At 68.5% G+C, this 26,025-nt stretch carries 24 protein-coding genes; 14 read left to right on the top strand and 10 right to left on the bottom strand.

All coding sequences use genetic code 11. The annotated features are described in order from the left end of the window. Positions 1 to 40: 40 nt before the first annotated feature. The 4 genes from NX1_RS03650 to NX1_RS03635 all read right to left on the bottom strand — a co-directional run bounded on the left by NX1_RS03650 (position 41) and on the right by NX1_RS03635 (position 5,021). On the bottom strand, positions 41 to 2,863 hold the full coding sequence (locus NX1_RS03650) for a toll/interleukin-1 receptor domain-containing protein (protein WP_084500933.1): 2,823 nt from the start codon (positions 2,861 to 2,863) through the stop codon (positions 41 to 43). Positions 2,864 to 3,034: 171 nt separating this feature from the next. Continuing rightward, complete coding sequence (locus NX1_RS03645) at positions 3,035 to 3,604, bottom strand: TetR/AcrR family transcriptional regulator (RefSeq protein ID WP_068053574.1); 570 nt, start codon at positions 3,602 to 3,604, stop codon at positions 3,035 to 3,037. Next, positions 3,601 to 3,963 (bottom strand): DUF1304 domain-containing protein, encoded by a 363-nt coding sequence (locus tag NX1_RS03640; protein WP_068053572.1) that lies wholly within the window; start codon positions 3,961 to 3,963, stop codon positions 3,601 to 3,603. The genes NX1_RS03645 and NX1_RS03640 overlap by 4 nt, the downstream gene beginning before the upstream one ends. A gap of 77 nt (positions 3,964 to 4,040) precedes the next feature. Next, positions 4,041 to 5,021, bottom strand: coding sequence for a helix-turn-helix transcriptional regulator (locus NX1_RS03635; protein WP_068053569.1), 981 nt, complete (start codon positions 5,019 to 5,021; stop codon positions 4,041 to 4,043). A gap of 132 nt (positions 5,022 to 5,153) precedes the next feature. On the opposite strand from NX1_RS03635, the gene NX1_RS03630 reads away from it, so the two are divergent. Together NX1_RS03630 and NX1_RS03625 are read left to right on the top strand one after the other, a co-directional pair. Beyond that, entirely contained in the window at positions 5,154 to 5,549 is a 396-nt protein-coding gene (locus NX1_RS03630) for a RidA family protein (protein ID WP_068053566.1), read from the top strand. A gap of 67 nt (positions 5,550 to 5,616) precedes the next feature. Beyond that, on the top strand, positions 5,617 to 6,102 hold the full coding sequence (locus tag NX1_RS03625) for a DUF488 domain-containing protein (protein WP_068053563.1): 486 nt from the start codon (positions 5,617 to 5,619) through the stop codon (positions 6,100 to 6,102). 32 nt (positions 6,103 to 6,134) lie between these two features. Here the strand turns inward: NX1_RS03625 and NX1_RS03620 are convergent, their stop codons facing one another. Beyond that, complete coding sequence (locus NX1_RS03620; RefSeq protein WP_068053560.1) at positions 6,135 to 6,713, bottom strand: hypothetical protein; 579 nt, start codon at positions 6,711 to 6,713, stop codon at positions 6,135 to 6,137. Positions 6,714 to 6,922: 209 nt separating this feature from the next. Here NX1_RS03620 and NX1_RS03615 point away from each other — a divergent pair, with 209 nt between their 5' ends. The 6 genes from NX1_RS03615 (at position 6,923) to NX1_RS03590 (ending at position 13,935) form a co-directional block, all read left to right on the top strand. Next, positions 6,923 to 7,579 (top strand): TetR/AcrR family transcriptional regulator, encoded by a 657-nt coding sequence (locus tag NX1_RS03615; RefSeq protein WP_068053557.1) that lies wholly within the window; start codon positions 6,923 to 6,925, stop codon positions 7,577 to 7,579. Between the two features lie 336 nt (positions 7,580 to 7,915). Further along, entirely contained in the window at positions 7,916 to 9,157 is a 1,242-nt protein-coding gene (locus tag NX1_RS03610) for a PucR family transcriptional regulator (RefSeq protein WP_068053554.1), read from the top strand. A gap of 168 nt (positions 9,158 to 9,325) precedes the next feature. Then, complete coding sequence (locus NX1_RS03605) at positions 9,326 to 10,705, top strand: ABC1 kinase family protein (RefSeq protein ID WP_068054210.1); 1,380 nt, start codon at positions 9,326 to 9,328, stop codon at positions 10,703 to 10,705. Positions 10,706 to 11,275: 570 nt separating this feature from the next. After that, positions 11,276 to 12,415: an esterase/lipase family protein gene (locus NX1_RS03600; protein ID WP_245668316.1), complete on the top strand. Its 1,140-nt coding sequence runs from the start codon at positions 11,276 to 11,278 to the stop codon at positions 12,413 to 12,415. Between the two features lie 278 nt (positions 12,416 to 12,693). Continuing rightward, positions 12,694 to 13,227, top strand: coding sequence for a hypothetical protein (locus NX1_RS03595; protein ID WP_218024044.1), 534 nt, complete (start codon positions 12,694 to 12,696; stop codon positions 13,225 to 13,227). 225 nt (positions 13,228 to 13,452) lie between these two features. Beyond that, positions 13,453 to 13,935, top strand: coding sequence for a hypothetical protein (locus tag NX1_RS03590; RefSeq protein WP_068053548.1), 483 nt, complete (start codon positions 13,453 to 13,455; stop codon positions 13,933 to 13,935). Positions 13,936 to 14,031: 96 nt separating this feature from the next. On the opposite strand, the gene NX1_RS03585 is transcribed toward NX1_RS03590, so the two are convergent. Continuing rightward, positions 14,032 to 14,658, bottom strand: a complete 627-nt coding sequence (locus NX1_RS03585) for an SRPBCC family protein (RefSeq protein WP_068053547.1) — start codon at positions 14,656 to 14,658, stop codon at positions 14,032 to 14,034. A 147-nt stretch (positions 14,659 to 14,805) separates the two neighbouring features. Between NX1_RS03585 and NX1_RS03580 the strand changes: the two genes are divergently transcribed. The 6 genes from NX1_RS03580 (at position 14,806) to NX1_RS35920 (ending at position 21,281) form a co-directional block, all read left to right on the top strand. Continuing rightward, entirely contained in the window at positions 14,806 to 15,450 is a 645-nt protein-coding gene (locus NX1_RS03580; RefSeq protein ID WP_068053545.1) for a TetR/AcrR family transcriptional regulator, read from the top strand. A 129-nt stretch (positions 15,451 to 15,579) separates the two neighbouring features. Further along, a complete protein-coding gene (locus NX1_RS03575) occupies positions 15,580 to 18,294 on the top strand; it encodes an ATP-binding protein (protein ID WP_068054206.1) in 2,715 nt (904 codons plus the stop codon). A gap of 225 nt (positions 18,295 to 18,519) precedes the next feature. After that, positions 18,520 to 19,566, top strand: a complete 1,047-nt coding sequence (locus NX1_RS03570; protein WP_068053543.1) for an alpha/beta fold hydrolase — start codon at positions 18,520 to 18,522, stop codon at positions 19,564 to 19,566. Positions 19,567 to 19,795: 229 nt separating this feature from the next. Next, the gene (locus tag NX1_RS03565; protein ID WP_068053541.1) at positions 19,796 to 20,224 is read left to right on the top strand and encodes an SRPBCC family protein; all 429 of its coding nucleotides are present in this window, start codon (positions 19,796 to 19,798) and stop codon (positions 20,222 to 20,224) included. Further along, the gene (locus NX1_RS03560; protein ID WP_068053538.1) at positions 20,224 to 21,138 is read left to right on the top strand and encodes an alpha/beta fold hydrolase; all 915 of its coding nucleotides are present in this window, start codon (positions 20,224 to 20,226) and stop codon (positions 21,136 to 21,138) included. The genes NX1_RS03565 and NX1_RS03560 overlap by 1 nt, the downstream gene beginning before the upstream one ends. After that, positions 21,135 to 21,281, top strand: coding sequence for a hypothetical protein (locus NX1_RS35920; RefSeq protein ID WP_157119509.1), 147 nt, complete (start codon positions 21,135 to 21,137; stop codon positions 21,279 to 21,281). The genes NX1_RS03560 and NX1_RS35920 overlap by 4 nt, the downstream gene beginning before the upstream one ends. Positions 21,282 to 21,395: 114 nt before the next feature. On the opposite strand, the gene NX1_RS03555 is transcribed toward NX1_RS35920, so the two are convergent. The 4 genes from NX1_RS03555 to NX1_RS03540 all read right to left on the bottom strand — a co-directional run bounded on the left by NX1_RS03555 (position 21,396) and on the right by NX1_RS03540 (position 25,954). After that, entirely contained in the window at positions 21,396 to 22,877 is a 1,482-nt protein-coding gene (locus tag NX1_RS03555) for a dihydrolipoyl dehydrogenase family protein (protein ID WP_068053535.1), read from the bottom strand. Between the two features lie 22 nt (positions 22,878 to 22,899). Beyond that, complete coding sequence (locus NX1_RS03550) at positions 22,900 to 23,340, bottom strand: VOC family protein (protein WP_218024043.1); 441 nt, start codon at positions 23,338 to 23,340, stop codon at positions 22,900 to 22,902. A 40-nt stretch (positions 23,341 to 23,380) separates the two neighbouring features. Continuing rightward, complete coding sequence (locus tag NX1_RS03545; protein WP_068053532.1) at positions 23,381 to 24,232, bottom strand: alpha/beta fold hydrolase; 852 nt, start codon at positions 24,230 to 24,232, stop codon at positions 23,381 to 23,383. Between the two features lie 99 nt (positions 24,233 to 24,331). Then, on the bottom strand, positions 24,332 to 25,954 hold the full coding sequence (locus tag NX1_RS03540; RefSeq protein ID WP_068053530.1) for an ABC-F family ATP-binding cassette domain-containing protein: 1,623 nt from the start codon (positions 25,952 to 25,954) through the stop codon (positions 24,332 to 24,334). Positions 25,955 to 26,025: the final 71 nt, after the last annotated feature.

Genomic DNA, 26,025 nt, shown 5'->3' with positions numbered 1-26,025 from the left:
ACGTCGGCGCCGATCTGCTTGTTTCACAAAGGCTTTGGATTCAGTCGACATAACGGCACGTCATCTTCCAGTCGGATGGTGCGTAGGTCTGTACTCGCTCTCGGGTCACGTAAGGAGCAGCGAGTTCGCACGCCTTGTTCGCGTCCCACAGGCGGTCCCACAGCCGCACTGTGCGATCGGCTCCGGCGGTGGCCAACAGGCTGCCGTCCGAGCTGAAAGCCACCGTGAAAATCGGGCCGCTATGGCCGGTGAGCGGTTCGCCGAGCGGCCTGCCGGTGGTCGGGTCCCACAACCGCACGGTGCCGTCGCCGGCGGCAGAGGCCAACAGGGCACCGTCGGGGCTGAACGCGACGTCGGCCACCCATTCGGTGTGGCCGACGAGGGGAGTACCGGTGGATTGCCGGGTGGCGGGGTCCCACAGTCGCACGGTGTGCTTGGCGCTGTCGGTAGCCAGCCTCGTGCCGTCAGGGCTGAACGTCACGGCAGACGCCCCGCGAGTGTGGCCGATGAGTGGTTCTCCCACCGGCCGATCGCCCGTAAGGTCCCACAGTCGCACGGGGTTGTCATCGGAAACGCCTGCGGTGGCCAGCCTTGTGCCGTCCGGGCTGAACGCCACCGAGTACACCGAGCCGGTATGGCCGGTGAGCGGTTCGCCGATAGGCTGCCCACTGATCGGGTCCCACAGCCGGACCGTCTTATCCATGCCTGCGGTGGCGAGCCGGGCGCCGTCAGGGCTGAACTCGACATCGAACACACCGTCGGTGTGGCCGGTAAGCGGAGCGACGGTGGGCTGCCCGGTGGCGGGATTCCAGAGCCGCACGGTGCCGTCGCCGCCTGCGGTCGCGAGCCGGGCGCCGTCCGGGCTGAACGCCACCGCACCCACCGCGCCGGTGTGGCCGGTGATCGGTTCACCTACCTGTCGGCGGGTGGCGGGGTTCCACAGCCGCACGGTGCCGTCTCGACTGCCGGTGGCCAACAGTGTGCCATCCGGACGGAACGCCACGTCGTTCACGAGATCGGTATTGCCCGTGAGTGGTTCGCCGAGCGGCGCGGCAGTAGTGAGGTCCCACAGCCGTACGGTGTCGTCGTTCCCGGCGGTGGCGAGGCGGGCGCCGTCCCGGGTGAACGCCACCGCGTTCACGCGGCCGTTGTGACCGGTGAGCGGTTCGCCGAGCGACCGGCCGGTGGCGGGGTCCCACCATCGCACGGTGGTGTCGTCCCCGGCGGTCGCCAGCCGGGTGCCGTCCGGGGTGAACGCCACGGATGGCACTGTTCCGGTGTGGCCGATTAGCGGGGCCCCGATCGGCCTACCCGTGGCGGGGTCCCACAACCGCACGGTGGCGTCGACGCCACCGGAGACCAACACGGCGCCATCCGGGCTGAACGCCACGTCGGCCACCGAATCGGTGTGGCCGATCATCGGTTCGCCGACCTGTCCGCCGGTCGCCGGATTCCACAGCCGCACAGTTCGATCGACGCCCGCAGTGGCCAACAGGGTGCCGTCCGAGTTGAACGCCAAGTCCGCCACACCGTCCGGGTCGCCGATGACCGGTTCGCCGACCTGCCTGCCGGTCGCCGGATTCCACAATCGCACGGTGCCGTCCCAGCTGGCGGAGGCGAGCAAAGTTCCGTCCGGGCTGAACGTCACCGCGTTCACTCTGTCTGCATGGCCCGCGAGCGGTTCACCGACCTGCCTGCCGGTGGCGGCGTCCCACAGCCGCACCGAGTGATCGAAGCCTGCGGTGGCAAGCCGGGCGCCATCGGGGCTGAACGCCACCGAGTACACCGCGTCGGGGTCGGCGGTGATCGGTTCGCCGACCTGCCTGCCGGTCGCCGGATCCCACAGTCGCACAGTGCCATCCATGCTCGCGGAGGCCAGCCGGGCTCCGTCCGGGCTGAACGTCACATCGTTCACCCAGTCGGTGTGGCCCGTGAGCGGGGTCGGGGCCTGCTGCCCGGGGGCCTTGCCGAAGGCGCTGCGGGCGTTGACAAGTGCGCTGGTGGCCTGCCACAGCGGAGCAGGCGTCGCCCGGCTGCTCTCGGCGGCGAGTGCGAGGGCGAGAGCGGCGTTGCCGGGCGCGGCATCGCGGGACGCCGCGGCCAAGGCGAGAGCGACCGCCTCGTTGCGTTGGCGTTCGGCCTCCTGCTGCTGGAGTCTCGCTTCCCGCCCCTGAACGACCGCGATGGTCGCGGCGGCGAGGGCGATGACGGTCAGCAGGACCAAGCCGAGGACGGCGGCGCGCCGCAGCCGCCGGAAGCGACGTTGCTCGCGCAGGTCCTCACCGGCCAGTTCCGATTTGGGTTTGCCGTGAATCGGTGCGGCCAGGTCGGTGACCTTCTCCCGGAACATCGGCGCGCGCGGATCCCACGGCGCGTCCTCGGTGACGTCGACGTAGAACGGCTCGGTCGTGAGGACACCCGGCCGCGTCAGTACCGGCAGAGCCACGTCGGATCGGACCGGGTCGAACCGTCCGGTCTGCTCGTCCCAGGTCAGGCGTCCGCCGGTGACGACGAACAGCAGGTGGTCCGGTCCGCGGCGGGCCAGCCAGTGCGCGACCTCCTTGTCGACCCAGGTCGAGGCCGCCGCGTGCGGCGAGAGCACGACGACCAGGAACCGGGCTCGGTCCATCGCTTCGGTGACCTTGCCCCACAGATCGGGGCTGGCGGTGAGGTCGGTGGCGTCGCGGAACACCCGCAGCGCGTGCAGGTGGCCCATCCGACGGCCGATGCGGTGCAACCCTTTCTGGATTCCGGCGGCGACCGGCCGGTCACGGTGGTTATAGGAGATGAAGGCGTCGTAGTCGAACGACGCCCCTCGTCCGCGAGCCGGCTGCTCCAACGCAGCCGCGGCCTGTGCGCACATGGATATCTCCGAAGCCGAGGCATAGGGACTGCGATATCCGAGCCTGACCGATGCGACCGCGGATGTCGCGGGTAGTCCACTACTCGGCTTCGCTTCACGTCACGAGCTTCCCTGTGACCGGCAATGCCGCGGATCCAGTGCGCACCGACGCACCCACTTTCGAAGCACGGCCTAGCCGGGCCAGGGCGTGCGATGCAACGTGACGAGCAAACGCCAGACGCGGTGGGTGATGTCGGTGGTGTCGGCGTCGATGCCGCCGTGTAACCAGTCGGCGAGGACGCCGGTGAACGTGGCGGCGACGGCGGAAGCGATCAGATCGGGCTGAGGTGCACCGGCCAGGGTGCGTTCGGTGCGGCTGCGGGCGCGCAGATCCCGGTGCAGGATTCGGCCGAGCGGGCCGGTTCCGCCGGGGCCCAGTAGTTCTCGGTAGAGGGGAGTGTGCGGTGTGAGGTCGGCGAAGAAGGTGAGCAGAGCCGGGGGCGGGCTGGCCGGGTCGGGCGTGCCGCGCCAGGCGTGCAGGGCGTCCACGGCCTCGCGGACGATGTCGGCGCACGCGTCGACGGCCAGCGCCTCGAGATCGGGGTAGTGCAGATAGAACGTCGCCCGGCCGACCCGCGCGCGGCGTGTCAAGGCGGCGACACTCACCTGGGCCAGCGGACGATCGGCGCATTCGTCGAGCAAGGCCCGACGCAGGGTCGCACGGGTCCGCGCCGCTCGCGGATCCGACGGATCGGCACTCATCGCGCCAGCAGGACCGCGCCCAGCGCCAACGCCCCGGGCAACGCCTGGGCGAGGAAAATGCGCCGGTTCGCGGTGAGACCGCCATATACCCCGGCGACGACCACACACGCCAGAAAGAAGACCTGGACACGGAACCCGGTCGGGTCGTCCGCGACCAGACCCCAAATCAACCCGGCCGCCAGGAACCCGTTGTACAGGCCCTGATTCGCGGCCAGCGGCGCGGTAGCGTGCGCCATTTCGGCGTCGAACCCGGACAGCTCCCGGCCCGGCTTCTTCTCCCACAGGAACATCTCCAGCACCAGGAAGTACCCGTGCAGGACGGCCACGAGACCGATCAGCACATTCGCGGCGATCGACATAAGGCTTTCCCTTCCATTCATAGACATCTGTCTAGAATTTATAGACAGATGTCTATGATGGTCAAGGAGACCGCGGTCTATGTGTCGGACGACTCTCCGTAGCGGGCGGCAATCGCGGTGGCGCGTTCGCGGAGGGAAGTGCGCAGCGACCGCGGAGCCAGGGCCTCCGCGTCAGTGGCGAGCTGCCACAGCGCCCATTCCGCGTGTCGTGAGTCTTGGAAGGTCACCTCGAGCCGGAGCCAGCCGTTCGCGTCGGGTTCCTCGCTGCGGACGGCCAGCGCGGTGCTCACCAGGTCCTCCCGCCGCGCCGGGTGCACCCGTACCAGCACGGCGATCTGGTCGCCGCTGGTCCGAAACCGGGTGCTGCGTTCCTGCCAGGCCCGGTCCAGATCGACCCGGTCCGGCCGCTGTGCCGGTTCGGGGAGTTCCTCGGCGGCCAACAGCCGCGACAGCCGGTAAGTGCGGTCCACGCCGGATCTCGTGGCCAGCAGGTAACCCTGGTCGCGGACGATGACCAGGCCGATCGGGTCCACCGTGCGCCACTTCGGGCTCTGGTCGACGGCCGCGTAGTGGATGCGCAGTTTGTTTCCGGCGAACACTGCGCGCCGGACCTCGGCCAATACGGTGCCGGGCACCTCCTCGGCGACCAGCCGACGCGACAACAGATCGGTCTCCGGGTCGATGAGCAATCGCTCGGCCACGTCGGCCGCGGTGTCCCGATAGCTTTCCGGTAGCGCGTCGACCACCTTGAGCATCGCCGAAGCGAGCGCCGAGCCGAGGCCGAATGCCTGTGCGCCGCGCCGCGATCCGGCGACCAGCAAGGCAAGCGCCTCGTCGTGGTTCAGCCCGGTGAGCTCGGTCCGGAACCCGGGGAGCAGCGCGAAACCGCCGTGCCGGCCGCGTTCGGCGTAGACCGGGACACCGGCCGCGGACAGCGCCTCGATGTCGCGCAAGACGGTCCGCGTGGACACCTCGAGTTCGTCGGCCAGCTCGGCCGCAGTCAGCCGACCGCGCTGGCGCAGCAGCAGCACCAGCGACACCAACCGGTCGGCGCGCACCCGAAAACCCTACCGAATACACGACACAGGATGTCGTGATTCGTTGGGAGGCTTACCGCCACGGCGTCACAGGCACAGCTACGGGGCCGACGACGTGCGTACTTCGACGAATCGAATGGAGCTGATGTGGCAGTGGAACGAACGGCGGTCAACCCGGTGACGTGGTCGGTGGAGCTGGGATTCAATCAGGGGGAGCTCGTCTCCGGGAACATCCGGACTCTGTACTGCTCCGGGCAGACCGCCATGAGCGATGACGGCAAGCCGCAGCACGATGGTGACATGGCCGCGCAGTTGGCGTTGAGCCTCGACAACTTGGAGGCCGTGCTCGGCGCGGCGGGCATGTCCCTGGCGAACCTCGTCCGGCTCAACGTCTACACCACCGACGTCGATCTGCTCTTCCAGAACTACGGCGTGCTGGCGTCGCGGTTGGGCGCTTCCGAAGTGGCGCCGGCTACCACGATGCTCGGGGTCACGCGGCTGGCCATCCCCGGCCAGATGGTCGAGCTCGAGGGAACCGCCGTCGCATGATGCCGGCTCGCCGCCTCCGGTACGGCTGCCGGAGGCGGCGAGTAAGCAGGAAGGTAGGTGATTCCCGATGCGCAGAATGGTGACGATCGGCGTCTATGGCTTCGACTTCGCGTCCTTCCTGCAACGGCTACGGGACGCGGACGTCCGCCTGCTGTTCGACGTACGCCAGCGCCGCGGCGTCCGCGGACCCGAGTACGCCTGGGCGAACTCACAGCGGCTACAAGCGGCCCTCGCCCAAGCCCGGATCGCCTACGAGCACCATCCAGAACTCGCCCCGACTACCGAGCTACGCCGACTCCAGTACGCCGAGGATGCTCGCCAAGGAGTCGGCAAGCGCTCGCGCCGTGAACTCGCCGCCGAGTACGCCCGCCGCTACACCAGCGAGATCCTCGACCGCGCCGACCTCGCCGTGATCGTGTCGGCGTTGCCGAGCCGCGGGACCGCAGCGCTCCTCTGCGTAGAGCGCGACCCCGAGGCCTGCCATCGCTCGTTGATCGCACAGCGGCTGACCGAGCGGCACCAAGTCACGATCGAGCACCTGCGCCCTTTGTGACGCGGGAATTCCTCGGACGCCGGCGGACGGACTCAGGGGAGGACGTTCGGAATGGCCTGCGGGGCCGCCTCCGCGACCGCCGATCCGATGAACGAGCCCGCGTAGTAGCCGGCGTAGGTGCCCACCAAGCCGCCGATCACACCGCCGGTGACGGCTCCGATCGGCACGGCCGCTCCGCCTGTCGGCGCGGCGAGAGGCGTGGCGAGCGCGGCCCCGACGGTGCCGCCGACCACCGCCCCGGTGACGCCTCCGATCACCTGGCCCGCGGTCTGGCCGATGAAGGTGCCGTTCTCGTTCGGGCTGGCGATCGCGGTCGCGTGGATGACCGGTGTGCCCTGCGCGACGGGCGCGCCCTGAGGAAGCGGTTGTGCCGCAACGTGTTCGACAGGTTCGGTCACCGGATTCGACACGGCCGAGCTCGGAACGAATCGGTCGGGGAGCGCCGCCGATGCCTGCGTCGCGTGGACGAGTCCGGCGATCTCGGGCGCGGACTCGACGGCCTGCGCGGGGGCGGCCTGCGCCGTAGCCGCGCCCGCATCGCCGAGGGAGACGGCGGCGGGCAGCGCCATCGCGACCGGTATTCCGCGCAACACCTTGCTGCGCTTGCTCATTGCACGATGCCGACCGGCCATGTGTCTCCACCTCTCCGTGAATCGTCTTCTGTCGCAGAGGTATCGGTGATTGCGTACCGGGCAGTACGGCAATGTGACCGGGTTCGCCTTCTGCCGCTGTGGCTATCGGTTCCATCGGACGTCTTCGAGCCCGCGCGTCGCGCGGTTAAGATGAGCATTGCTCATTTTCGGTTCGAGCGGGAGGTGCGATGCCCCCGAAGGCTGTCGGCCAACGTCGTCGTCCGACTCAGGCGCGTGCCAGGGCGACCAGGGAGCACATCCTGGACACGGCGGCGGCGCTGTTCGGCGAGCGCGGTATCGCCAATACCTCGACGAACCGCATCGCCGCGGAGGCAGGCGTCAGCATCGGCACGGTCTACCGTTACTTCGCCGATCGCGCCGTCCTTGTCGAAGAACTGCTCGAGCGATTGCTCGAGACCGTGGAGCGTCGCTTCACTCAGCGAGTGTTCGACCTGTCGGGAAAACCGCTGCACGAGGTTGCCGCCGACATCCTCGGCGTGATCACCGAAGAGCTGGTGGTCAACGCGAAGTTGGTGCGCGCGCTGGTCGCCGGTGTGCAGTTCTACAGCAGTGGCATCCCCGAATTCGAGCCGCGGCTGCGCCTGCTGGTCAAGGTGTTGCTGATTCAGGTCCTCGGCCCCGGCGACGATCACGAGTACGACGTGATGACATTCGTCGTGATCAATACCGGTTTCGCCGCGGTCCTGCGCGCGTCCGCCCTCGAGGTCGACAGCACCGCGCGCAAGGAAGCGATCGACATGACGGCGCGCATGATCGGAGCTTGGGCCGAAGCCGAGGTCGCGTCGCGTGATCCGCACGCGGGCCGCCCGGCGCGCGTCCGATAACTGCCGCTGCTCCTGGCTCGCCGCCCGGCTGTCCATCGACGGTATCGGCAATAGTCGTACACGTCTGCACCCTCTCGCATGACAAAAGTGAGCACTTCACCAGGTATGTGGTGCGGAGGAGCTCCCAAACCGGACATTCCTTCACCGTATGTGCTGGTGAGAGCCCGGTTTTCGCGGTCGGCTCCAGTTGTCCGAAGCGGAGTAGCAACTGAGTTGTCGTGCGATTTACCGTTTTCGGTGGAGCGAACAGCAGGACGCGCCGGGGCGCTGCGGCTCCTTCCGATCGAGGCGCGAACTCGACGCGACCGCGGCTCGACGGCGAACAGGAGGTCACCAGTGACGATCGAGAGCATCGCCCACGCGGAAAGGAGCACCGCGCGGCCGGTCGCGTTGTCCGCACGCGATATCCAAGAACTGGCTGCCACCGTCGTCGCACACCTCGCCGATTCCGCCGCGCTGCCCGGCGGAGCAGCGGGCGCGAAGGCCGCCGCGATGGTCAGGACGTGCCTGGAGTGGGCGATCCAGCGTTTGAACGGCGATGCATCGGTCGACCGCACCGACAGCCTGCGGACCATCGCGGCCGGATTGGCCAGGGAGGGTGTCCCGATCGATGCCGTTCTCCACGTGATCCATGTGGGTTTCGAGTTCGGGCTGGACACGCTGTTCGCCCAACGAGGCTCAGCGGACCGCGCCGGCATCGTCGCGGGCGCCGCCACCACACTCGAGCTCCTGAGCCTGATCACGGCGGCGGTCGGCAAAGCGTACGTGCGGGAGTACAAAGCCATCGCCGCCGACGACCGCACCGCGGTGCACAACCTGACCTCTGCGCTGCTGGGCGGCCGCGTGACCTCGGCGCTGGCCCGCGAATGCGGAATACCCATCGCCGCAGAGTATTTCGTGCTCGCGGTGGCTGTGCCTGCGCATCCCGACGAACGCCACCCGCACCTCGACGGCCTGGTCGTCGCGCGGCGCAAGCTCCGCCGCCTCCAGTCCGGCCTGGCCGACCTGTTCGACGGCCGGGCGCTGTCGTTGCTATCGGTCGATGGCGGCACGATCCTCATCCCGGTCGCCGAGACAGGCAATCCCGACCTCGATGACGTGGTCGAAAAGCTTTCCCAGGCAGCGCGAGTGCCGATCGCCGCCACCGTGGTCACCGCCGGTGCGCACCAGGTTTCCGTCGCCGCCGCCCAAGCCCACGAGCTGCTCGACACCGTGGAGCGATTGCGCCGCGGCCCCGGGTTGTACCGGTTCACCGAGCTGGCGCTGCAATACCAGCTGACCCGCCCCGGCCTCGGCCGAGACGTCCTCGGCGCTCGGCTCGCTCCCCTCATCGAACATCCGGATCTGTTGGAGACGTTAAGGATTCACATCGGCAACGACCTCAACCGTCAGAACACGGCGCGGCAACTGCACGTCCATCCGAATACCGTCGATTACCGGCTACGACGAATCGCACAGCTCACCGGCCTCGACCCCGCCGATGCCAGGGGACTGTGGTACCTGCGTTCGGCGCTGATCGCCTGGACCGACGACCACTGGCCACCGGCCGATACCCGGCGCATGGCAGGCTCGCGCTAGCCCACACCCGGCGCAGGGCCAAGCCACGATCCGCAGCGGCTGTTCGAGGAGTTGCTCGAGTTGCTGAAGGAATCGCGCGGCGGTGGCTCTGTCGAAGTGGCAGCCGAGATGTGAAGAATGTCCGGACGCGGCGACGTGCGCCGCGCTGATCTGGCGGAGGTGCGTGCGGTGGCCGATCGGGTGCCGGGAGGACGTCTGGCGCGGAGTGGTCGGCTCGGCCGATTGGCCGCGGGGCAGGCCGTGCGCGGTGTCGGGGCCCGGTTGTCGATGATCGGCAGAACCGAGGAGGCTCGGCGGATACTCGCCGAACGGTCGACTCTTGCCACGGCGCAGCAGATCGTCACGGTGCTCGGCGGTATGAAAGGCGCGGCGATGAAGCTGGGCCAAATGCTGTCGGTTCTCGACGTCGACCTCGTTCCCGAAACGCATCGTGAAATGTTTCGCGCCAAGCTGGCCGAACTCCGCGATCGGGCTCCGGCGGCGCCGTTCGCGGCGATGCTGAAGGTCATCGAGGACGATCTCGGGCCGCTGGCGCGAGTCTTCGCCGACTTCGACGAGACGCCCATCGCCGCGGCGTCGATCGGCCAGGTGTATCGGGCCCGGCTGCACGACGGGCGCACCGTCGCGGTCAAGGTGCAGTATCCCGGCGTCGACCGGGCCATCGACGCGGACATGCGCAATCTGGAAATGATCAGCAAGCTGTGGAAGTCCGTGCTGCCCAGTGCCGCCGACACCGCCGTGCTCGACGAGATCGCCCGCAACATCGGCAACGAACTCGACTATCCGCGAGAAGCCCGGATCCAGCATCGGGTGGCGATGCGATACCGCGGTCATCCCTTCATCACGGTGCCCGACAGCATCGAAGAGCACTGCACGCGCAATGTTCTCGTGACGGAGTTCGTCGAAGGCGCGACCTTCGACCAGATCAGGACGCTGCCCGATGCCGACCGCGATCGGCTCGGCGAGCTGATCTACCGCTTCTACATCAGTTCGTTGTTCCGCGACAACGAGTTCTGCGGCGATCCGCATCCCGGCAACATCTTGCTCGCGGCCGACGGCAGGCTCGCGTTCGTCGATTTCGGGCTCTACGACCACATGGATCCCGTGCACGTGGACTTCGAGCGGGCATGTCTGCGGGCGGCCGGTGAACACCGCGCGGGGGACCTGTACAAGGCGTGGGTCGGACGCGGCATCATCGACCCGGATGCGGGAGTCGCCGCGGAGGAATGCCTGGAATACGTCTGGGCCGCAGCGGGATGGCATCTGCTGGACGAGCGGATCACGATCACTCCCGAGCTCGCCACCGGCGCGGTGATCCTCGCGGTCGACCCGCGCGCCGCCGAGTTCAAAGGCATGCGCCACCAACTGCTTCCGGCGGAGCACGTGTTCTCCCGACGCGCGGATCTGTTCACCTTCGCCGCGCTCGGCCAGTTCGGTGTCACCAACAACTGGCATCGGCTAGCGCGTGAGTGGCTCTACGACGAGCCTCCGGCCACCGAGATCGGGCGGGCCATCGCCGAGTGGCGAGCGGCCGGTAGCCCGCGATAGGGCCGGCAGTGGTCGGCGCTCGCGCGGCTGGAAAGACTACGGCGCGCGTCGCCGACCTGCCGACGAGAATCACTTCGGGCCAATTGGTTTGGTGTGTGACAGGCCCGAGCTATATGACTCCAGTGCGCGTTCGAGATCGACCGATCAGCTTGCGCAGGTTCACAGCATCTGAGGATAAAAGTTTGTGATCCGGTCGAAATCCTATGACCGAGGCGAAATTTCACCGGACCTCTGAGCGCGCCTCCGTGGCGAAGTCGAAATATCGAGTCCGGAGAAGTGCGGTGACCGACGTGTGCGCCGCCGGCAACCTCGAAACCAGATGTGTATCGCTCGCATTCTGTTCGTTCTGTGGCGGCTCATACACGGGATCTGAATTGTTCAGTGATCCGTCCAGGATCCATTGCCGGCCAGTGATTTTCGGAAACGCGTCGTCTTATCGTTGCTGCCGTTCGATACCGCGGGGCGCGCCCGACGCAACGACAACCATGCCGTAATACGGAAAGGCATTCGATGAGATCCAGCATCAATCGGAGAATACTGCGCGCCGCGATATTCACCGTCACCGCGGCGATGGCGATGGGGTCGAGTGTGCTGACGGGGCACGCCGCGCCGGAAGCGCAGCCGACCGAACAGCAACTGGCGGACTACATCGCGGCCGGCCGGAAGCCGGTGGCGAATTCGGGCAGCGCGGGCTCGGGCTCGGCATGCACTTCGGGTAGTGGCGCGGGATCGGGCAACGGTTCCGGCAACTGTTACGGCGGATCGGGGAGCAGCTCGGGATCCTCGGGTGGATTCGCCAGCGACACAGTCGGTTACGGTCCGCCGAAGACCTCGTGGGTCGAGGCGTTCGGCTACGGCCTGACCAACCCCGATGCCGCCCCGCCCGGTGCCAACGATTGGAAATGCAGGCCGACCGCCGAGCATCCCCGCCCGGTGGTGATGCTGCACGGGACGTGGATGAACGCTTACAACGGGTTCGCCTACATGGGTCAGCCCATCAAGGACGCCGGGTTCTGCACCTTCACCTTCAACTACGGCCGGGCCAATCCGGTCGAGGGCGGCGGGCTCGGGTCGGTGCTGCCAGGGGTGATGGGCACCGGCTACATCCAGGACTCGGCCAAGCAGTTGGCAATGTTCGTGGACCGGGTGCTCGCCGCTACCGGCGCCGACGAGGTCGACATCGTCGCGCACTCGCAGGGTGGTTCGATGGCCAACTGGTACACCAAGTTCGAGGGCGGGGCGGCCAAGGTGGGGAACCTGATCACCTACGGTGCCACCCATCACGGGACGAGTCTGGACGGTATCGGTGCGCTGGGTCGGGCGATCAACAACCTCGGTATCGACGTTCTGGGTTTCGTCGAGATCTTCGTCGGGCACGCTGGTATCCAGCAGACGATCGGCTCGGACTTCGTGAACAAGCTGAATGCCAACGGCGACACCGTATCCGGAGTCGAATACACGATCGTCGGCACCCGCTACGACGAGGTCACCAACCCCTACGAGCTGACCTTCCTGCGTGCGGGCCCCGGTGCGACGGTGCAGAACATCACCCTCCAGGACGGCTGCGAGCAGGACCTCTCCGACCACCTCACCATGATGTATTCGCCGCGCGCGCTGTCCATCGCGCTGCGGGCGCTCGACCCGGTCGGCCACCCGAACCTCGAGTGCACCTTCAACCCGTGGTTGGTCGGCGGCGGAGGCTCGCTGTAACCCGTCCAGACGTGCGCCGGAGGCGGAGGTCTCGCAAACTTCACCCCTGCCTTCCGGCGCACCTTGCCGCGAAGTCGAGATCATCGGAGCGCTGCCCCGCGTCGCGATCGAGACTCGCGGCACGTGCCCATCGAGCGATTTCAACCCTCGCTCGATGGGCACACCCATATCCGCGCGGCGCGGGATGTGGACGGGAACCGGCCGGGCGATGACGTTTAAGATCTCGAAATCCGGGCGGCCGCAACGAGACTGCCCACGTGCCTGCTTGGAGACGCATTGTGAACAGCCCGTACTCGCCCGTCGAGGAGCTGAACCTGCTGATGGAGTTGCAGGAGCGGCTCGGCTACGAGAGTTACGCCGACGGGTTCGGCCTGACGGACTTCGGGGACATCTCGGGCCTGGTGGCGGGCTGGTCGAAAGATCCGGAGTTCACCGATCGGCTGATCCCCTTCGCGCAGGCCAACGGCTCGGGTTCGTTCTACGCGCTGTGGCGTCTCGACGACCGGGCCGACCTGGCGACGCTGCCCGTGGTCGTCTTCGGAGACGAGGGCGGACAGCACGTCGTCGCGCGTCACGTGCGAGAGCTGTTCCAGCTTCTCGGCTTCGACTCGGAGATCCGAGTCGATTGGGAAGAGGTGTACTTCTATCGCGAGGAGGACGAGGAGTACAGCGACGGGCACGACGAGTTCGTGGTGTGGCTCGACGAGAACTTCGGCCTGCCGGTGGCGCAGGACCCCGCGGCCGTCCTCGCGGCGGCGCAGGCGGAGCTGGGGGAGCGGTTCACCGAGTGGGCGCGGCCCTTCCTTTCCTGAGCTGTATCCCTGCTCGACCGGCACGCCGCAAGTCCGGGCGGGTCGATGCCGCGAATATCGCATCTCGGGTTGTTTACTTGGCAGGCGCTCGTTCACGGCGCCTTGCCGAATGCGCAGGCCGCGCCGTGAATGCGGCTGTCGGCGACGTCGATGCGGCGGTTGACTCACCGATCGCACGGGGTCGCCGGCATGGATGTGGGCCGGAATCGACTGTGAGGAGGGCTAGTGACGAACGAGGTGGTGCGCCGGGCTGCCGGCGTCGGCGTCAAACTGGGTGTCGCGAGTACGGTAGCCGGTGCGCTGGTGCTGGGGCAGCACACCGTCGCTCACGCCGCGCAGACGACCACGTTCCAGCTTCCGCTGATGAAGCTGACCCAAACATTCGGTGTTCCATCACAATTCAACGTCTATCTGACGGCGACCGTCGGTGAACGACCCGGCGTCACCACCTTCGGTGTCGCCAATCCCAGCCCCTTCGGCGGTGGGAGTATTTTCGACTCTCACGCTCGAATCTATTGGTCGAACTCGACGACCGGAGCGTCCGGTGTGGCCGACGTGGCGGATCGGGAAACGGCGCCGCGGCCCTGCGACTGCGCCCCGGCTCCGGTGCCGGTGTTCACCGGAGCGGGCGATATCGTCGCACTTGCGCAGGCAGGCGGCTTCGCCATCAATATCTCCGCGGGGCTCGGTACCTTCACGGCCGTCTGAACCCGGCCATACCGCGTGGGAACCGCTCGATTCCACCGTCTCACCACCGCCTGCCGCCGCCGCGTCCACGCCGAAATATATTGACCGGCAGAGTGTTCACCGACCTTCGGCGGCGGTGCGCAGGTCGGCCAGCCAGGCTTCGAGACCGGCGCCGAGGAAGCGGGTCGAGGTCGCTACGTCGGCCTCGACCTGCGCCCCGTTCCAGTTCTCTTCGGTGCGCACGAGGACGCCGCCCTCCACCGGGGTGAAGGTCCAGACGTGGATGCCGTTGTCGATGCCGATCCCGTCGCCGATCGCCGGACCGCTCCAGCGGATGCACTGCTGCGGCTGAATTTGCTGGACGGTGGAGGTGATGGTGAGCATCGTCGCGGGAGTCGTGGCGGTGGCGGGGACGGGGACGGGGGTGGTCCATCGGAACTGCGAACCGGGCTGCAGTGGGCCGGAATCCAGGCGTTCGTTGCTGGTGACGGGCTGCTGCCAGCTCGGCCAGCGTTCCACGTCGGTCTGGAGGTTCCAGATGGTGTCCAGCGGTGCCTTGATGAAGGTTTCGGTGCGGTAGTGGATCGGGGCGGCGGGGTCGATGCCTTGTCCCTGGCAGGTCAGCGGGCTCGAGTCCGCCGCGGAGCCGTCCGCGAGAGCCGGCGTGGGGGTAGCGCCGACGATCGCGGCGGTCAAGGCGATCCCGAGCAGGGTGGCCTGGCTACGGCGGCGGGTGTCGGTCATGGTTCTGCTCCTTGTTCGAATCGTGAAACGCTTAGGGTTACTCACTGTCGCGTTGGTTAGAAGTTATAACAGCCCTGAGTGAGATGCAAGAGAAAAAGTGATAGCCTCTAACCAACGGTGACGGTGCACAGTCGGAAGGGGCAGCCCATGACGGATGCCGTGGCGCGGAGTCCGCGCGAGCGCTATCGCGAGCAGATGCGCGCGGAGATCAAGCGGTGCGCCTGGGAACAGATCGCCACGGCGGGTTCGTCCGCGCTGTCGCTCAACGCGATCGCCAAACAGGTCGGCATGAGCGGCCCCGCCCTGTACCGGTACTTCGCCGGCCGCGACGAGTTGATCACCGAACTCATTCGCGACGCCTACCGAAGCCTGGCCGATACTCTCCGCGCAGCACGAGACTCCGGCGCCGACGTGAGCGGAATGGCCTATGCCCTACGGGAATGGGCCTTGGCCGACCCCCAGCGGTACTTGCTCGTCTACGGCACGCCGGTCCCCGGCTATCACGCACCCGACGACACCACCGCGATCTCGAACGAGACCATGACGATGTTGATCGAGGCATTCTCCGCGCTGCCGCTCGACGAGCGGGCGACACCGTTCGACACCCACCTCGAACGCCATCGCCGATGGGCCCCCGACAATGTGCCGGCCACGACACTTCACCGCGCCCTGTCGTTCTGGACCCGAATCCACGGCGTCCTCTCCCTCGAACTCGCCGGACACTTCACCGGAATGGAATTCGACCCCGCCCTCCTGTTCGCCGACGAGGTGAGCTCTCTCCTGACGGAGTGACAGCTTCCGGTGCGTCACCGCTGCTGAAGCCCACTGTCCATGACCTAGGCGACAGGTCGACGAGTTCGAACTCGAGTAGGGTCGCAGGGTGCCCGCGACCGGAACGGGGCAGGAAAGAGAGTGCGCACGATGCCGCTGTTCGGGCGAGATGCCGAGCTGAAGGATCTGGGTGCGCTTGTCGAGGGGCCCGCCGATCGCAGCGGGATTCTTATTCGGGGCGAGGCCGGGATCGGGAAGTCGGCGCTGGTGGACGAGGCCGTCGCGGCGGCGGCCATCGCGGGGGTCCGGGTGCTGCGGACCGCCGGGGTGCAGGCCGAACAGAACTACGCCTACGCCGGGCTGCATCGATTGCTGTATCCCTTGCGCAAGGAGCTGACCGGACTTCCGGCCCGGCAATACGACGCGCTGGCAACCGCTTTGGGACTGTCGGACAGCGGCGATGAACCCACCGCTTATCTGGTCGGGCTCGCCGCGCTGACGCTGCTGGCCGACACGGCGGACGAGCGGCCGCTGCTGATCGTCGCGGAGGATGTGCACTGGCTCGATCCAGCCAGCGCGGAGGTCATGGCGTTCGTGGCCCGCCGCATCGATCCCGAACCGATCGCGGTGATCGCCACCTCGCGCGATGACATCGACACGCCTCTCGCCGACGCGGGGCTGAGCCTCGTGCGGCTCGAACCGCTGTCCGATGACGATGCGTCCGCACTGTTGAACCTGGTGGCCCCCGCGTTGCCCGCGCAGATCCGTGACCGGCTGCTGGCCGAGGCCAACGGCAATCCGCTGGCACTCACCGAATTGTCCACGGCGATGGTCGATCTCGATGAGTTTCCGGCGGCGCTGCCGCTGACCGACCGGCTCGAACGCGCCTTCTCCGCGCGCGGCGCTACGCTGCCCGCCTCCACCAGGGCCGCGCTACTCGCCGCCGCGCTGAACGACGGCGACTCGGTCACTGAAACACTTTCCGCCGCAGGCATTCTCCTCGGATCGCCAGCCGAACTCGAGATCCTCACGCCCGCTGTCGAGAACCGGCTGCTCGTGCTCGGAGACGGCACCGTCGCCTTCCGGCATCCCCTGATGCGGTCGGCTCTCATCGCCACGGCGACGCCCGGCGAACGCGCCCGCACCCATCGCGCGCTCGCCGACGTTCTCGCCGAGCACCCGGATCGGCGCGCCTGGCAGCGGGCCGCGGCAGCCGCTGGCCCCGACGAACACGCGGCGCGCGAACTGGAGGACGTCGCCGAACGGGCACGCCACCGCGGCGGCGCCGTTGCGGCATTGGAGCGCGCCGCCGACCTCAGCGACAGCCCGGGCTCGCGCGCGGACCGGCTGCTACGCGCGGCCGAACTCGCCGTCGACTCCGGCCGCCGCGACACCGCCGAACGACTCGTCCAGGCCGCCCGCGCGCTCCCGACCACGCCGAGGCACGACGCCACCGCGGCCTGGCTGCTCAGCGGATTCGATGACGGTGTACGCGAAAGCCCGTCGCGCATCGCCGAGTTGGCGGCGCTGGCGGCGGCTGTCGCCGCCGACGGGTACCCCGACGCGGCCATGCGGATCCTGTGGGGTGCGGCCATGCGCTGTTTCTGGTCCGATCCAGGGGCCGGCACCCGCCGCGCGTTGCTCGCCGTCGCCGACGAACTTCCCGTCGCCGACGACGACCCGCGTATTGTCGCCGTGTCCGCGTATGTCGCACCGTTCGAACGCGGCGAACGCGTCATCGACCGGCTGCGGGCGCTGGCCTCGGACACCGGCCGCAACCACGAGGTGGACCGGTTCCTCGGCAGCGCGGCACTTCAGGTGGGCGCGTTCGATCTCGCCGCCCACTTCTCCGCCGCGGCCGCGCCGGGATTTCGCGCCGGCGGGCAGCTCGGACTGCTGCCGCGCGCGCTCGCCGTGCGGGCGTGGACGCTGACCCGGCTCGGCGATCTCGCCGCCGCCGCGCAGGCCGCCGCCGAAGCCGCCGACTTCGCCCGCGAAACCGGTCAGCCCTTCATGCACGGGCTCGCCACCGCCGTCCAAGCCGAAATCGCCGCGCTGCGAGGGGATTACCCGCACGCCGCGGCACTCGCGGGCGATGCCGAACGGATCGGGCTCGCCTCGAGCGCACGCCCCGTCCTGGCCACCGTTCAACTCGCGCGCGGGATCGCGGCACTCGGCGAGGGCCGGTACGACGACGCGTTCGCCGATCTGCGCCGCGTGCACGATCCGCGGGATCCGTCGCACTCGCCGGCGCTGCGCGCCTATTTCCTGGCCGAACTCACCGACGCGGCGATCCGCGCGGGCCAAGCCGACGCACTGCGGGAACTGCTGCGCGGTCTGGAACAGGCCGTGGCGTCCACGCCGTCGCCCGCCTTGCACATCGGATGGCGATACGCCCACGCTCTTTTGGCGACAGACGACGCCGAAGCACACTTCACCGATGCGCTCGCGGCGGATCTGACCGCCTGGCCCGCCGAGCGCGGGCGGCTGCACCTGTCCTACGGCGAATGGCTGCGGCGACAGCGCCGGGTCGTCGAATCCCGCGCCCATTTGCGCACGGCCCGAGAGATTTTCGACGCGCTCGGGTTCACCGCTTGGAGCGAACGAGCGCGGCTGGAACTGCGCAGCGCCGGTGAGTCCAGCCCGAACCGCGATCCGGACGCCCGCGATCGGCTCACACCACATGAGCTGAGCATCGCCCGATTGGCGGCCCAGGGGCTGACCAACCGGGAGATCGGGCAGCGGCTGTACCTGTCGCATCGGACCGTAAGCACCCACCTGCATCGCATCTTTCCCAAACTCGGCGTCAGCTCGCGCACCGATCTCGCGGGCCTGCTCCCTACCGACGAGAACGCGACTGCGTAATTCAGGCCCAGGCTGCGACCCGACTCCACGGTGGACCGCGACCGGCGGGGACAGCCGGATTCGGCGCGGTGGGCGCGTATGCGTGATCAGCCATTCCGTCGGATGACCGACATCGACTACGTCGGCCGACGCTCGCGACGGCCGTCGCGAGCTACCTAGCGTCATCGGGGCGGCCGGGGGCGATCCACCGGCCGCCGCCCATGGACGACACCGGTAGGAGTTGCGATGACCATCAGCAGACGAGGACTGTTCGGCGGGGCGCTCGCGGTGAGCGCCGCGAGCCTGGCCGCGACCTCGCTCGCCGCCTGCGGCGCCGATCGCACCGCCGCACCCGCGACCGCCGCACCGGGCGCGGACATGCGCGCGGGATCGGGAGCCAACACCACCCTCGGGCCCATCAAAAGGATCGAGGCCGGTGTCCTGAACGTCGGATACGCCGAATTCGGTTCCCCCACAGGGCAACCGGTATTGCTGCTGCACGGCTGGCCGTACGACCCGCACAGTTACGCCGATGTCGGACCGCTGCTCGCCGCTGCGGGCTATCGGGTGATCGTCCCGTACCTGCGCGGCTACGGACCCACCACCTTCCTGTCCGACCGAACCGTCCGCAACGGCCAGCAGACGGCCATCGCCCGCGACATCGTCGACCTCATGGACGCCCTGCGCATCGACAAGGCAGTCCTCGCCGGATACGACTGGGGCGCGAGAACGGTCGACGTCATCGCCGCACTCTGGCCGCAGCGCTGCAAAGCCATCGTGTCCGTGAGCGGATATCTCGTCACCCGGATCGCCGCCAACCAGCAGCCGCTCGCGCCGGAGGCCGAACTGGGCTGGTGGTACCAGTACTACTTCGCCACGGAGCGCGGACGACTCGGCTACAGCCGCAACCGCCACGAATTCAACAAGCTGATCTGGCGGCGGGCCTCACCGCAATGGAACTTCGACGACGCGACCTACGACCGCAGCGCCGCCGCCTTCGACAATCCTGATCGCGTCGACATCGTCATCCACAATTACCGGTGGCGACTCGGCCTCGCGCCGGGCGAACCGCAGTACGACGACTACGAACGGCAACTCGACGGCGCGACGATCGCCGTGCCCGCCATCACCGTCACCAGCGACTTCGACGGCGCGGCCAAGGACGGAAAAGCCTTCCGCGGCAAGTTCACCGGCAAATACGAGCACCGCGTCTTGGACAGCATTGGGCACAACGTCCCGCAGGAAGCGCCACACCCGTTCGCCCAAGCCGTCATCGACGCCGACCACCTGTGATTCCCTGAGCAGCGTGTCCGCACTCCTCGCAGCGGCCATTGCGTCTGCGAGGAGTGCGAACGGCCTGCGCACGGCGTATTTTCCGCCCTGCCGGAAGCGATTACGTCAACGCAGCGTCATCTGACGGATTCGTGGAAATGCTCCCGAAAGCGATGCTCGATGAGCGTCCGGAACCGTGTAAGCGGAACCGGAACCACATCCATAGCTGAGGTTTCGAGGAGCATTTCCCATGGCAACGGTCCGTTTCCACCTGCTGTCCACCCTGTCTCCCGCCGAGGTCGTACAGGTACTCACCGATTTCGGGCCCGCCCGAGCTCAGGTGTGGCCGACCATCGACGCCGAACATCTTGTCGTCCACGACCGCGGCGACACCTGGGCCGAGGTCACCGAGGGAACGTCGGCCGCGTGGGAACGCGCCCGCTACCAATGGGATCCGGCGGGCGACACCGTCACCATCACCACCCTGGACTCCAAACTCTTCGGGGCGGGCGGCGGCTGGGTCTTTCGTGCCACACCGGACGAGGGCGGCACCCGGGTCGACGTCGAACTGACCCGCGCCCCGCGGACGCTCAAAGGCAAGATCCTCGCGGCGCTGCTGCCCCTGATCGGCCCGTCTTCCCTGCGCAAGTCCTTCGCGGGCCCGCTGAAGGCCGCGTGATGACCGCACCGCATTCGACCGCGCACGACATGCGGCTGTCACCGGGCGTCCACTCGTTCGACTCCGACGGCGTCTTGCAGCGGTACCACGTGTACGGCCGCGGCCCGGTGTGCATCGCCCACCCGGGCGGTCCCGGAATCCTCTGGGAGTACCTGCGAATGCCGGCCCTCGAGGAGCACCTGACGATGGTGTACGTCGAGGCCATCGGCACCGGTTCATCCGGCCGGCTGCCGTCGCATCCGCACGGCTACACGCGGGAACGCTACAGTCGCGCCCTGCAACGGATCGTCGAACATCTCGGCGTACCGGAGGTGTATCTGCTCGGCCACTCGTACGGCGCGTTCGTCACCGCCTACCACGCGCTGCACCGGCCCACGGGGCTCGCGGGGATCATCCTGTACGAGGGCGCGCCGGTGACCGGCCCCGAACACGCCCTCGAGGCCGCGCGGAGGCTGGAACAGTTCGCCGCGGCGCACGCGGACCGGCCCGAACTGGGCGAGATATTCGCGGCATTCGGTGTGATGCAAGACATTTCGAGCGACGAGCAGACGCTGGCCGTCGCCCGGGGTGTGTTGCCGTCGTACTTCGCCGACTACTGGGGCGACGAGCAGCGCTGGGCTGCCGTGCGGAATTCCATACAGGCGAACTACATTTCGGGCCTGGACGCCGATCGGTCCCCCGACCTGATCGACGATCGCGCCGACCTCCCCGGCATGTCCGTGCCGGTCCTGGTGATCGTGGGCCGCCACGACGTCATCTGCGGACCGCGCTGGGCGGAGGAACTGCATCGGCTCATCCCGGATTCACGCCTGCGTGTCCTCGAGAACAGCGGGCACCTCGGTCATTTGGAGGAGCCGCAGCTTTTCGCCGCGGCGGTTCGGGAGTTCGTCTCGACGCGTGGACGGCGAGAATGAACGCGGCGCGACCCGCCGATCCGCAGACGGATCGGCGGGTGCGCGGGGCTGCCCTCTTCGCGGGCCCGGTAGCACTGTGGCTATGGGCGGAGGCCGCGGTCCTCCACGGCCGCGGACCGGCGGTCTGGGAGTTCACCGTCTGATGCTCGCGGCCGACGGGCGTTGATTGCTCCGCTGAGGCGCGTCTCGAAGTGCCGAAAGCGCCCGCGGCAATGCACTGCCGCGGGCGCGATTCCGTAGGGTCATCCCGAATTCCGCTATGTCGCGACGATGCGGGGTGTCGCCGCCGCCAACTGCTGGTCTCGATAGGTTTCGAGCAGCCGCAACCAGACCTCGCTGATGGTGGGAAACGCGGGCACCGCGTGCCAGAGCCGGTCGAGGGGGATCTCACCGGTGATGGCGATCGTGGCCGAATGCAGGAGTTCGGCGACGCCAGCCCCGGCGAAAGTGGCCCCGACGATCACGCGGCGCTCGGCATCGATGAGGACGCGTGCCCGTCCGCGATAGGACGGATCGTGCTGGATCGCACCGGCGACCCGGCCGATGTCGTAGTCGACGACATCCACCACCCGTCCGGTGCGGGCGGCGTCCTCGCTGGTGAGGCCGACCGCCGCGATCTCCGGGTCGGTGAACACGACCTGCGGCACGGCGAGCAGATCGGCGGTGCCCGCGTGCCGCCCCCACGGATCGGCGTCGAGGGCAAGCCCGCGCACCCGGTCCGCGATGACCGCACCGGCAACGCGAGCCTGGTACTTGCCCTGATGGGTGAGCAGCGCACGGTGATTGACGTCGCCGACGGCATACAGCCAGTCGCCATCGACCCCGGTCACGGTGAAGGTGTCGTCCGTGGCGAGCCACTGTCCAGGCGTCAGTCCGACGGTCTCCAATCCGATGTCGCCGGTGCGGGGCGCGCGTCCGGTGGCGAGCAGGAGTTCGTCGGCGACGAGCCGGGCGCCGTCGTCGAGGGTGAGGTGAATTCCGTCGTCCGGTCCGCCCGCGCGCTCGGCGACGCTGATTGTGGTGCCGAACCGCAGGTCGACGCCTGCTTCCCGGAGCCGCTGGGCGACCAGATCGGCGGCGAATTCCTCGACGCGCGTGAGCAATCGGGGCTCGCGGGCGATGAGCGTGACCTGCGCGCCGAGCGCCTGCCATGCGGTCGCCATCTCGGTGGCGACCACCCCGGCGCCGAGGATGGCCAGGCGGCCCGGCACTTCCCGGGCGCTGGTGGCTTCCCGGCTCGTCCACGGACGCACGGTGTCCAGACCGGGTAGCGGCGGCAGGGCAGCGGAACTGCCGGTGCACACCGCGACAGCGTAGCGGGCGGTGAGCAGCAGGGTGTCGCCGTCGGGGGTCCGCACCGTCACCCGTCGTGGCCCGGCGAGTCGGCCGTGGCCCCGCACGAGTGCGATACCGGCGGAGTCGAGCCAGTCGACCTGTCCCTGGTCGTTCCATTCGGCGGCCATGCGGTCGCGGTGTTTCAGGACGGCGCGGGCATCCAGCGGCCCGGTGACCGCGGTGTCGACGCCGGGGAATCGCGCGGCTTCGGCATGCAGTAAGGCCGGGCGCAGCAGGGCTTTACTGGGTTCGCAGGCCCAGTACGAACATTCGCCGCCGACCAGTTCGGATTCGACGATGACTGTGCTGAGCCCGGCGGCGCTGGTGCGGTCGGCGACGTTCTCACCGACCGGTCCGGCCCCGATGACGACGACATCGTAAATATGATTTGCCTTGTCGGACATGGCGTTCGCTTTCGTCGTGAGCTCAGCGGCCTGGTGCCCGCTGAGTGACTTCCTGTAGGAACCAGCCGTTGCCGTCGGGGTCGGTGAAGGCGGCGAACGAGCCGTAGCTGGCGCGCTCCGGGTGCGGGCCGGGGACGCGGCCGACGGTTCCGGCATGGTGGAAGACGCCGGTGACGTCGCGGAACGGACCGTCGACCGTGATACCGCGTTCGGTCAGTTCGGCGACGGCCTTCTCGATGTCGGTGACGATCAAGTGCAGGCCGTGCAGCGTCCCCGGTGCGGCGGCGGCGACGCCCGCGCCGAAGATGATCGAGCATTCCGAGCCGGGTGGGGTGACCTGGACGACGCGGTAGCCGTCGTCCACCGGGAAGTCGGCGTCGAGGCGGAATCCGAGCCGCTCGGTGTAGAACGCTTTGGCGCGGTCGACGTCGGCGACGGGCAGGACGACGACTTCCAGTTTCATGTCCACGATCGTGTTCTCCTGTACGGTCTTTCGCGGGTGGTCAGTGGGTGGCGTGGGCGGCCTGTTCGATGACGTCGGCGACCACATCGGGGTGTGAGACGGCGACGGAGTGCGAGGCGGCGACCTCGGTGACCTGAGCGTGGGCGCGGTCGGCCATGAATCGCTGGGCCGCGACGGGGATGTTCCGGTCTTCGGTGGTGACGACGTCCCAGCTCGGTTTGTCGCTCCAGGCCGCGATGGTGGCCTTCTCCTCCAGCGCCGACTGGGCGATCGGCCGCTGGGCGGCGGCCATCAGCGCGGCGCGGTCGGCCGAGACGTCGGCGGCGAACTGGTCGTGGAACTTGTCCTGCCGGATGTAGAGGTCGGTGCCGGTGCTGCCGTCGGTAGCGGTGAACGGCACCGGGTTCAGCGTGCCGGGCAGCGTGGAACCCGGGTACTGGTTGGTCAGCCCGAGCGCGGTCTCGCCCGGCGCGGGCAGGAAGGCCGCCACATAGACGAGCCCCTTGACCTGGTCGCTTCCGGCTGCGGCCGCGCTGATGACGGAGCCGCCGTAGGAGTGTCCGACCAGGATCACGGGCCCGCCGATATTGCCGATGAGCGCCCGCAGCGCGGTGGCGTCCGAGGCGGGGCCGCGCAACGGATTGGCCGCGGCCACGACCGGATAGTGGTCGGCGCGCAGCTTTTCGATCACATCGTTCCAGCTGGACCCGTCGGCGAAGGCGCCGTGCACGAGGACGACCGTCGGTTTCGGCGCGTCCTCGGTCGGGCCCGCGTGGGTGGTGGTGCTCGCGGTGCACGCGACGGCGAGGCTGCCGGCGGCGACTCCGGCCGCGATCGTGGTGGCAGCTCTGGTGATTCGCCGCCCAGTGCGGCCTCGTCGTGTTTCGATCATGTGGTTCGTCCTTCGAGCAGAGATTGTGGGATCTCCACTCTCGGTCGTGCGTTGCCCCCGCCACATCCGTCAGCTGACGCTGCGCACGACGTAGTTCGGTCAGCGGTCGAGTTCTTCGAGGGCGCCGCGCCGGTGCAGGCGGCCGTCGGCGGCGAGCTCGACGATGGTGTCGATGCCGATGCGCGCGAGGAACGGATGGTCGTGGCTGACGACGAGGACCGCGCCGCGGTAGTTCGCGAGCGCCTCGACGAGCTGGTCGACGCTGGCGATATCGAGGTTGTTGGTCGGCTCGTCGAGGATCAGCAGTTGGGCGGGCGGGTCGGCGAGCAGCAGCCGAGCCAGGGAGACGCGGAATCGTTCCCCGCCCGACAACGTCGAGACCGGCCGGTCCACGCTGTCGCCGCGCAGCAGCAGCCGGGCCAGCTGATTGCGGATGGCGGCGGGTGGCGTGGTGGCGGTGACGGCGTGCACGTTGTCGACCGCACCCGCGTTCTCGTCGAGCCCGTCCAGGCGCTGCGGCAGATAGCCGACGCGGTCGGTGAACAGGGTTCCCGTCACCTGGCCCGGCGTAAAACTCCTTGTGCCGAGCAGGTTCTCGATCAGCGTCGATTTTCCGGCGCCATTGGGTCCGGTGAGGGCGACGCGTTCGGGGCCCTGGATGACGAGGGTGTGGTCGCCGTCGCGCAACTCGGCGATCCGCCGCCCGCGGGGCACGTCCGGGTCGGGCAGGTCGAGGTGGATGTGCTCGTCGCGGCGGACGCGGGATTCGGCCTCGTCGAGAACCCGTTGGGCGGTGCGGACTTTCGCGTCGAGTCCGGTGCGCATCGCACCCGCCGAGACCTGCGCCCTGCTGGCGCGGTTGCCCGCCAGGATGCGGGGGATGCCGCCGTGCTGCTGCGTCGCGCGTGCGGTGCGTTCCCGGCGCGCGAGTTTGGTCTCGGCCTCGATCCGCTGGCGTTTCTCGGCCTTCAGTGCCTGTTCGGCGGTGCGAGCCGCCTGCGCGGCCGCGGTCTGCCGCTCGTCGAAGTGCTGCTTCCACGCGCTGTAGGGGCCGCCGAACACGTCCAGTTCCGCGGCGTGCAATTCGGCGGTGCTGTCCATGCGTTCGAGCAGTTCCAGGTCGTGGCTGACGACGACGAGGGTGCCGGGCCAGTTGTCGACGAACGCGCTCAGCTGTGCGCGCGTGGACCGGTCGAGGTTGTTCGTCGGCTCGTCGAGCAGGGTGATCGGGGTGCGGCGAATCCGCAGCCCGGTGATGGCGGCCAGCACCGCCTGGCCGCCGGAGATCTCGGCGACGCGACGATCGAGATCGGCCGCGGAGAAACCGATGTCGTGCAGCGCCTCGTCCGCTCGGGCTTCGATGTCCCAGTCGTCGCCGACCGATTCGAAGTGCCGCTCGTCGATGTCTCCGGCCTCGATCGCGCGGAGTGCGGTGAGTGCGTCCGCTATGCCGAGCAGTTGGGCGAGGGTGGTGTCGTGGCCGAGGGTCAAGGTCTGGGGCAGGTATCCGATCTCGCCGGCGACCTCGATACGGCCCGAGGTCGGAGTCAGGGTGCCCGCGATCAGCCGTAGCAGCGTGGACTTTCCCGCGCCGTTGCGTCCGAACAATCCTGTTCTTCCGGTGGTGAATACGCCGTCGAGGTGGGACAGCGCGACGGTGCCGTCGGGCCATTCGAAGGTGAGGTCGTGCAGGGTGATCGGCGCGTGGGTGGACGTCGGCATGCGGTGTTTCTCCTTGTGCCCGGGGAGGAAGCTGGCAGTGCGGCCCGCCGGTGCGGGACGCGCGCGGCAGC

This window comes from Nocardia xishanensis NBRC 101358, from assembly GCF_001613365.1.
In the GTDB taxonomy this organism is placed as follows: Bacteria; Actinomycetota; Actinomycetes; order Mycobacteriales; family Mycobacteriaceae; genus Nocardia; species Nocardia xishanensis.
Note: the sequence above shows the minus strand (reverse complement) of the source record. Positions and strands in the feature narration are given on the sequence as shown.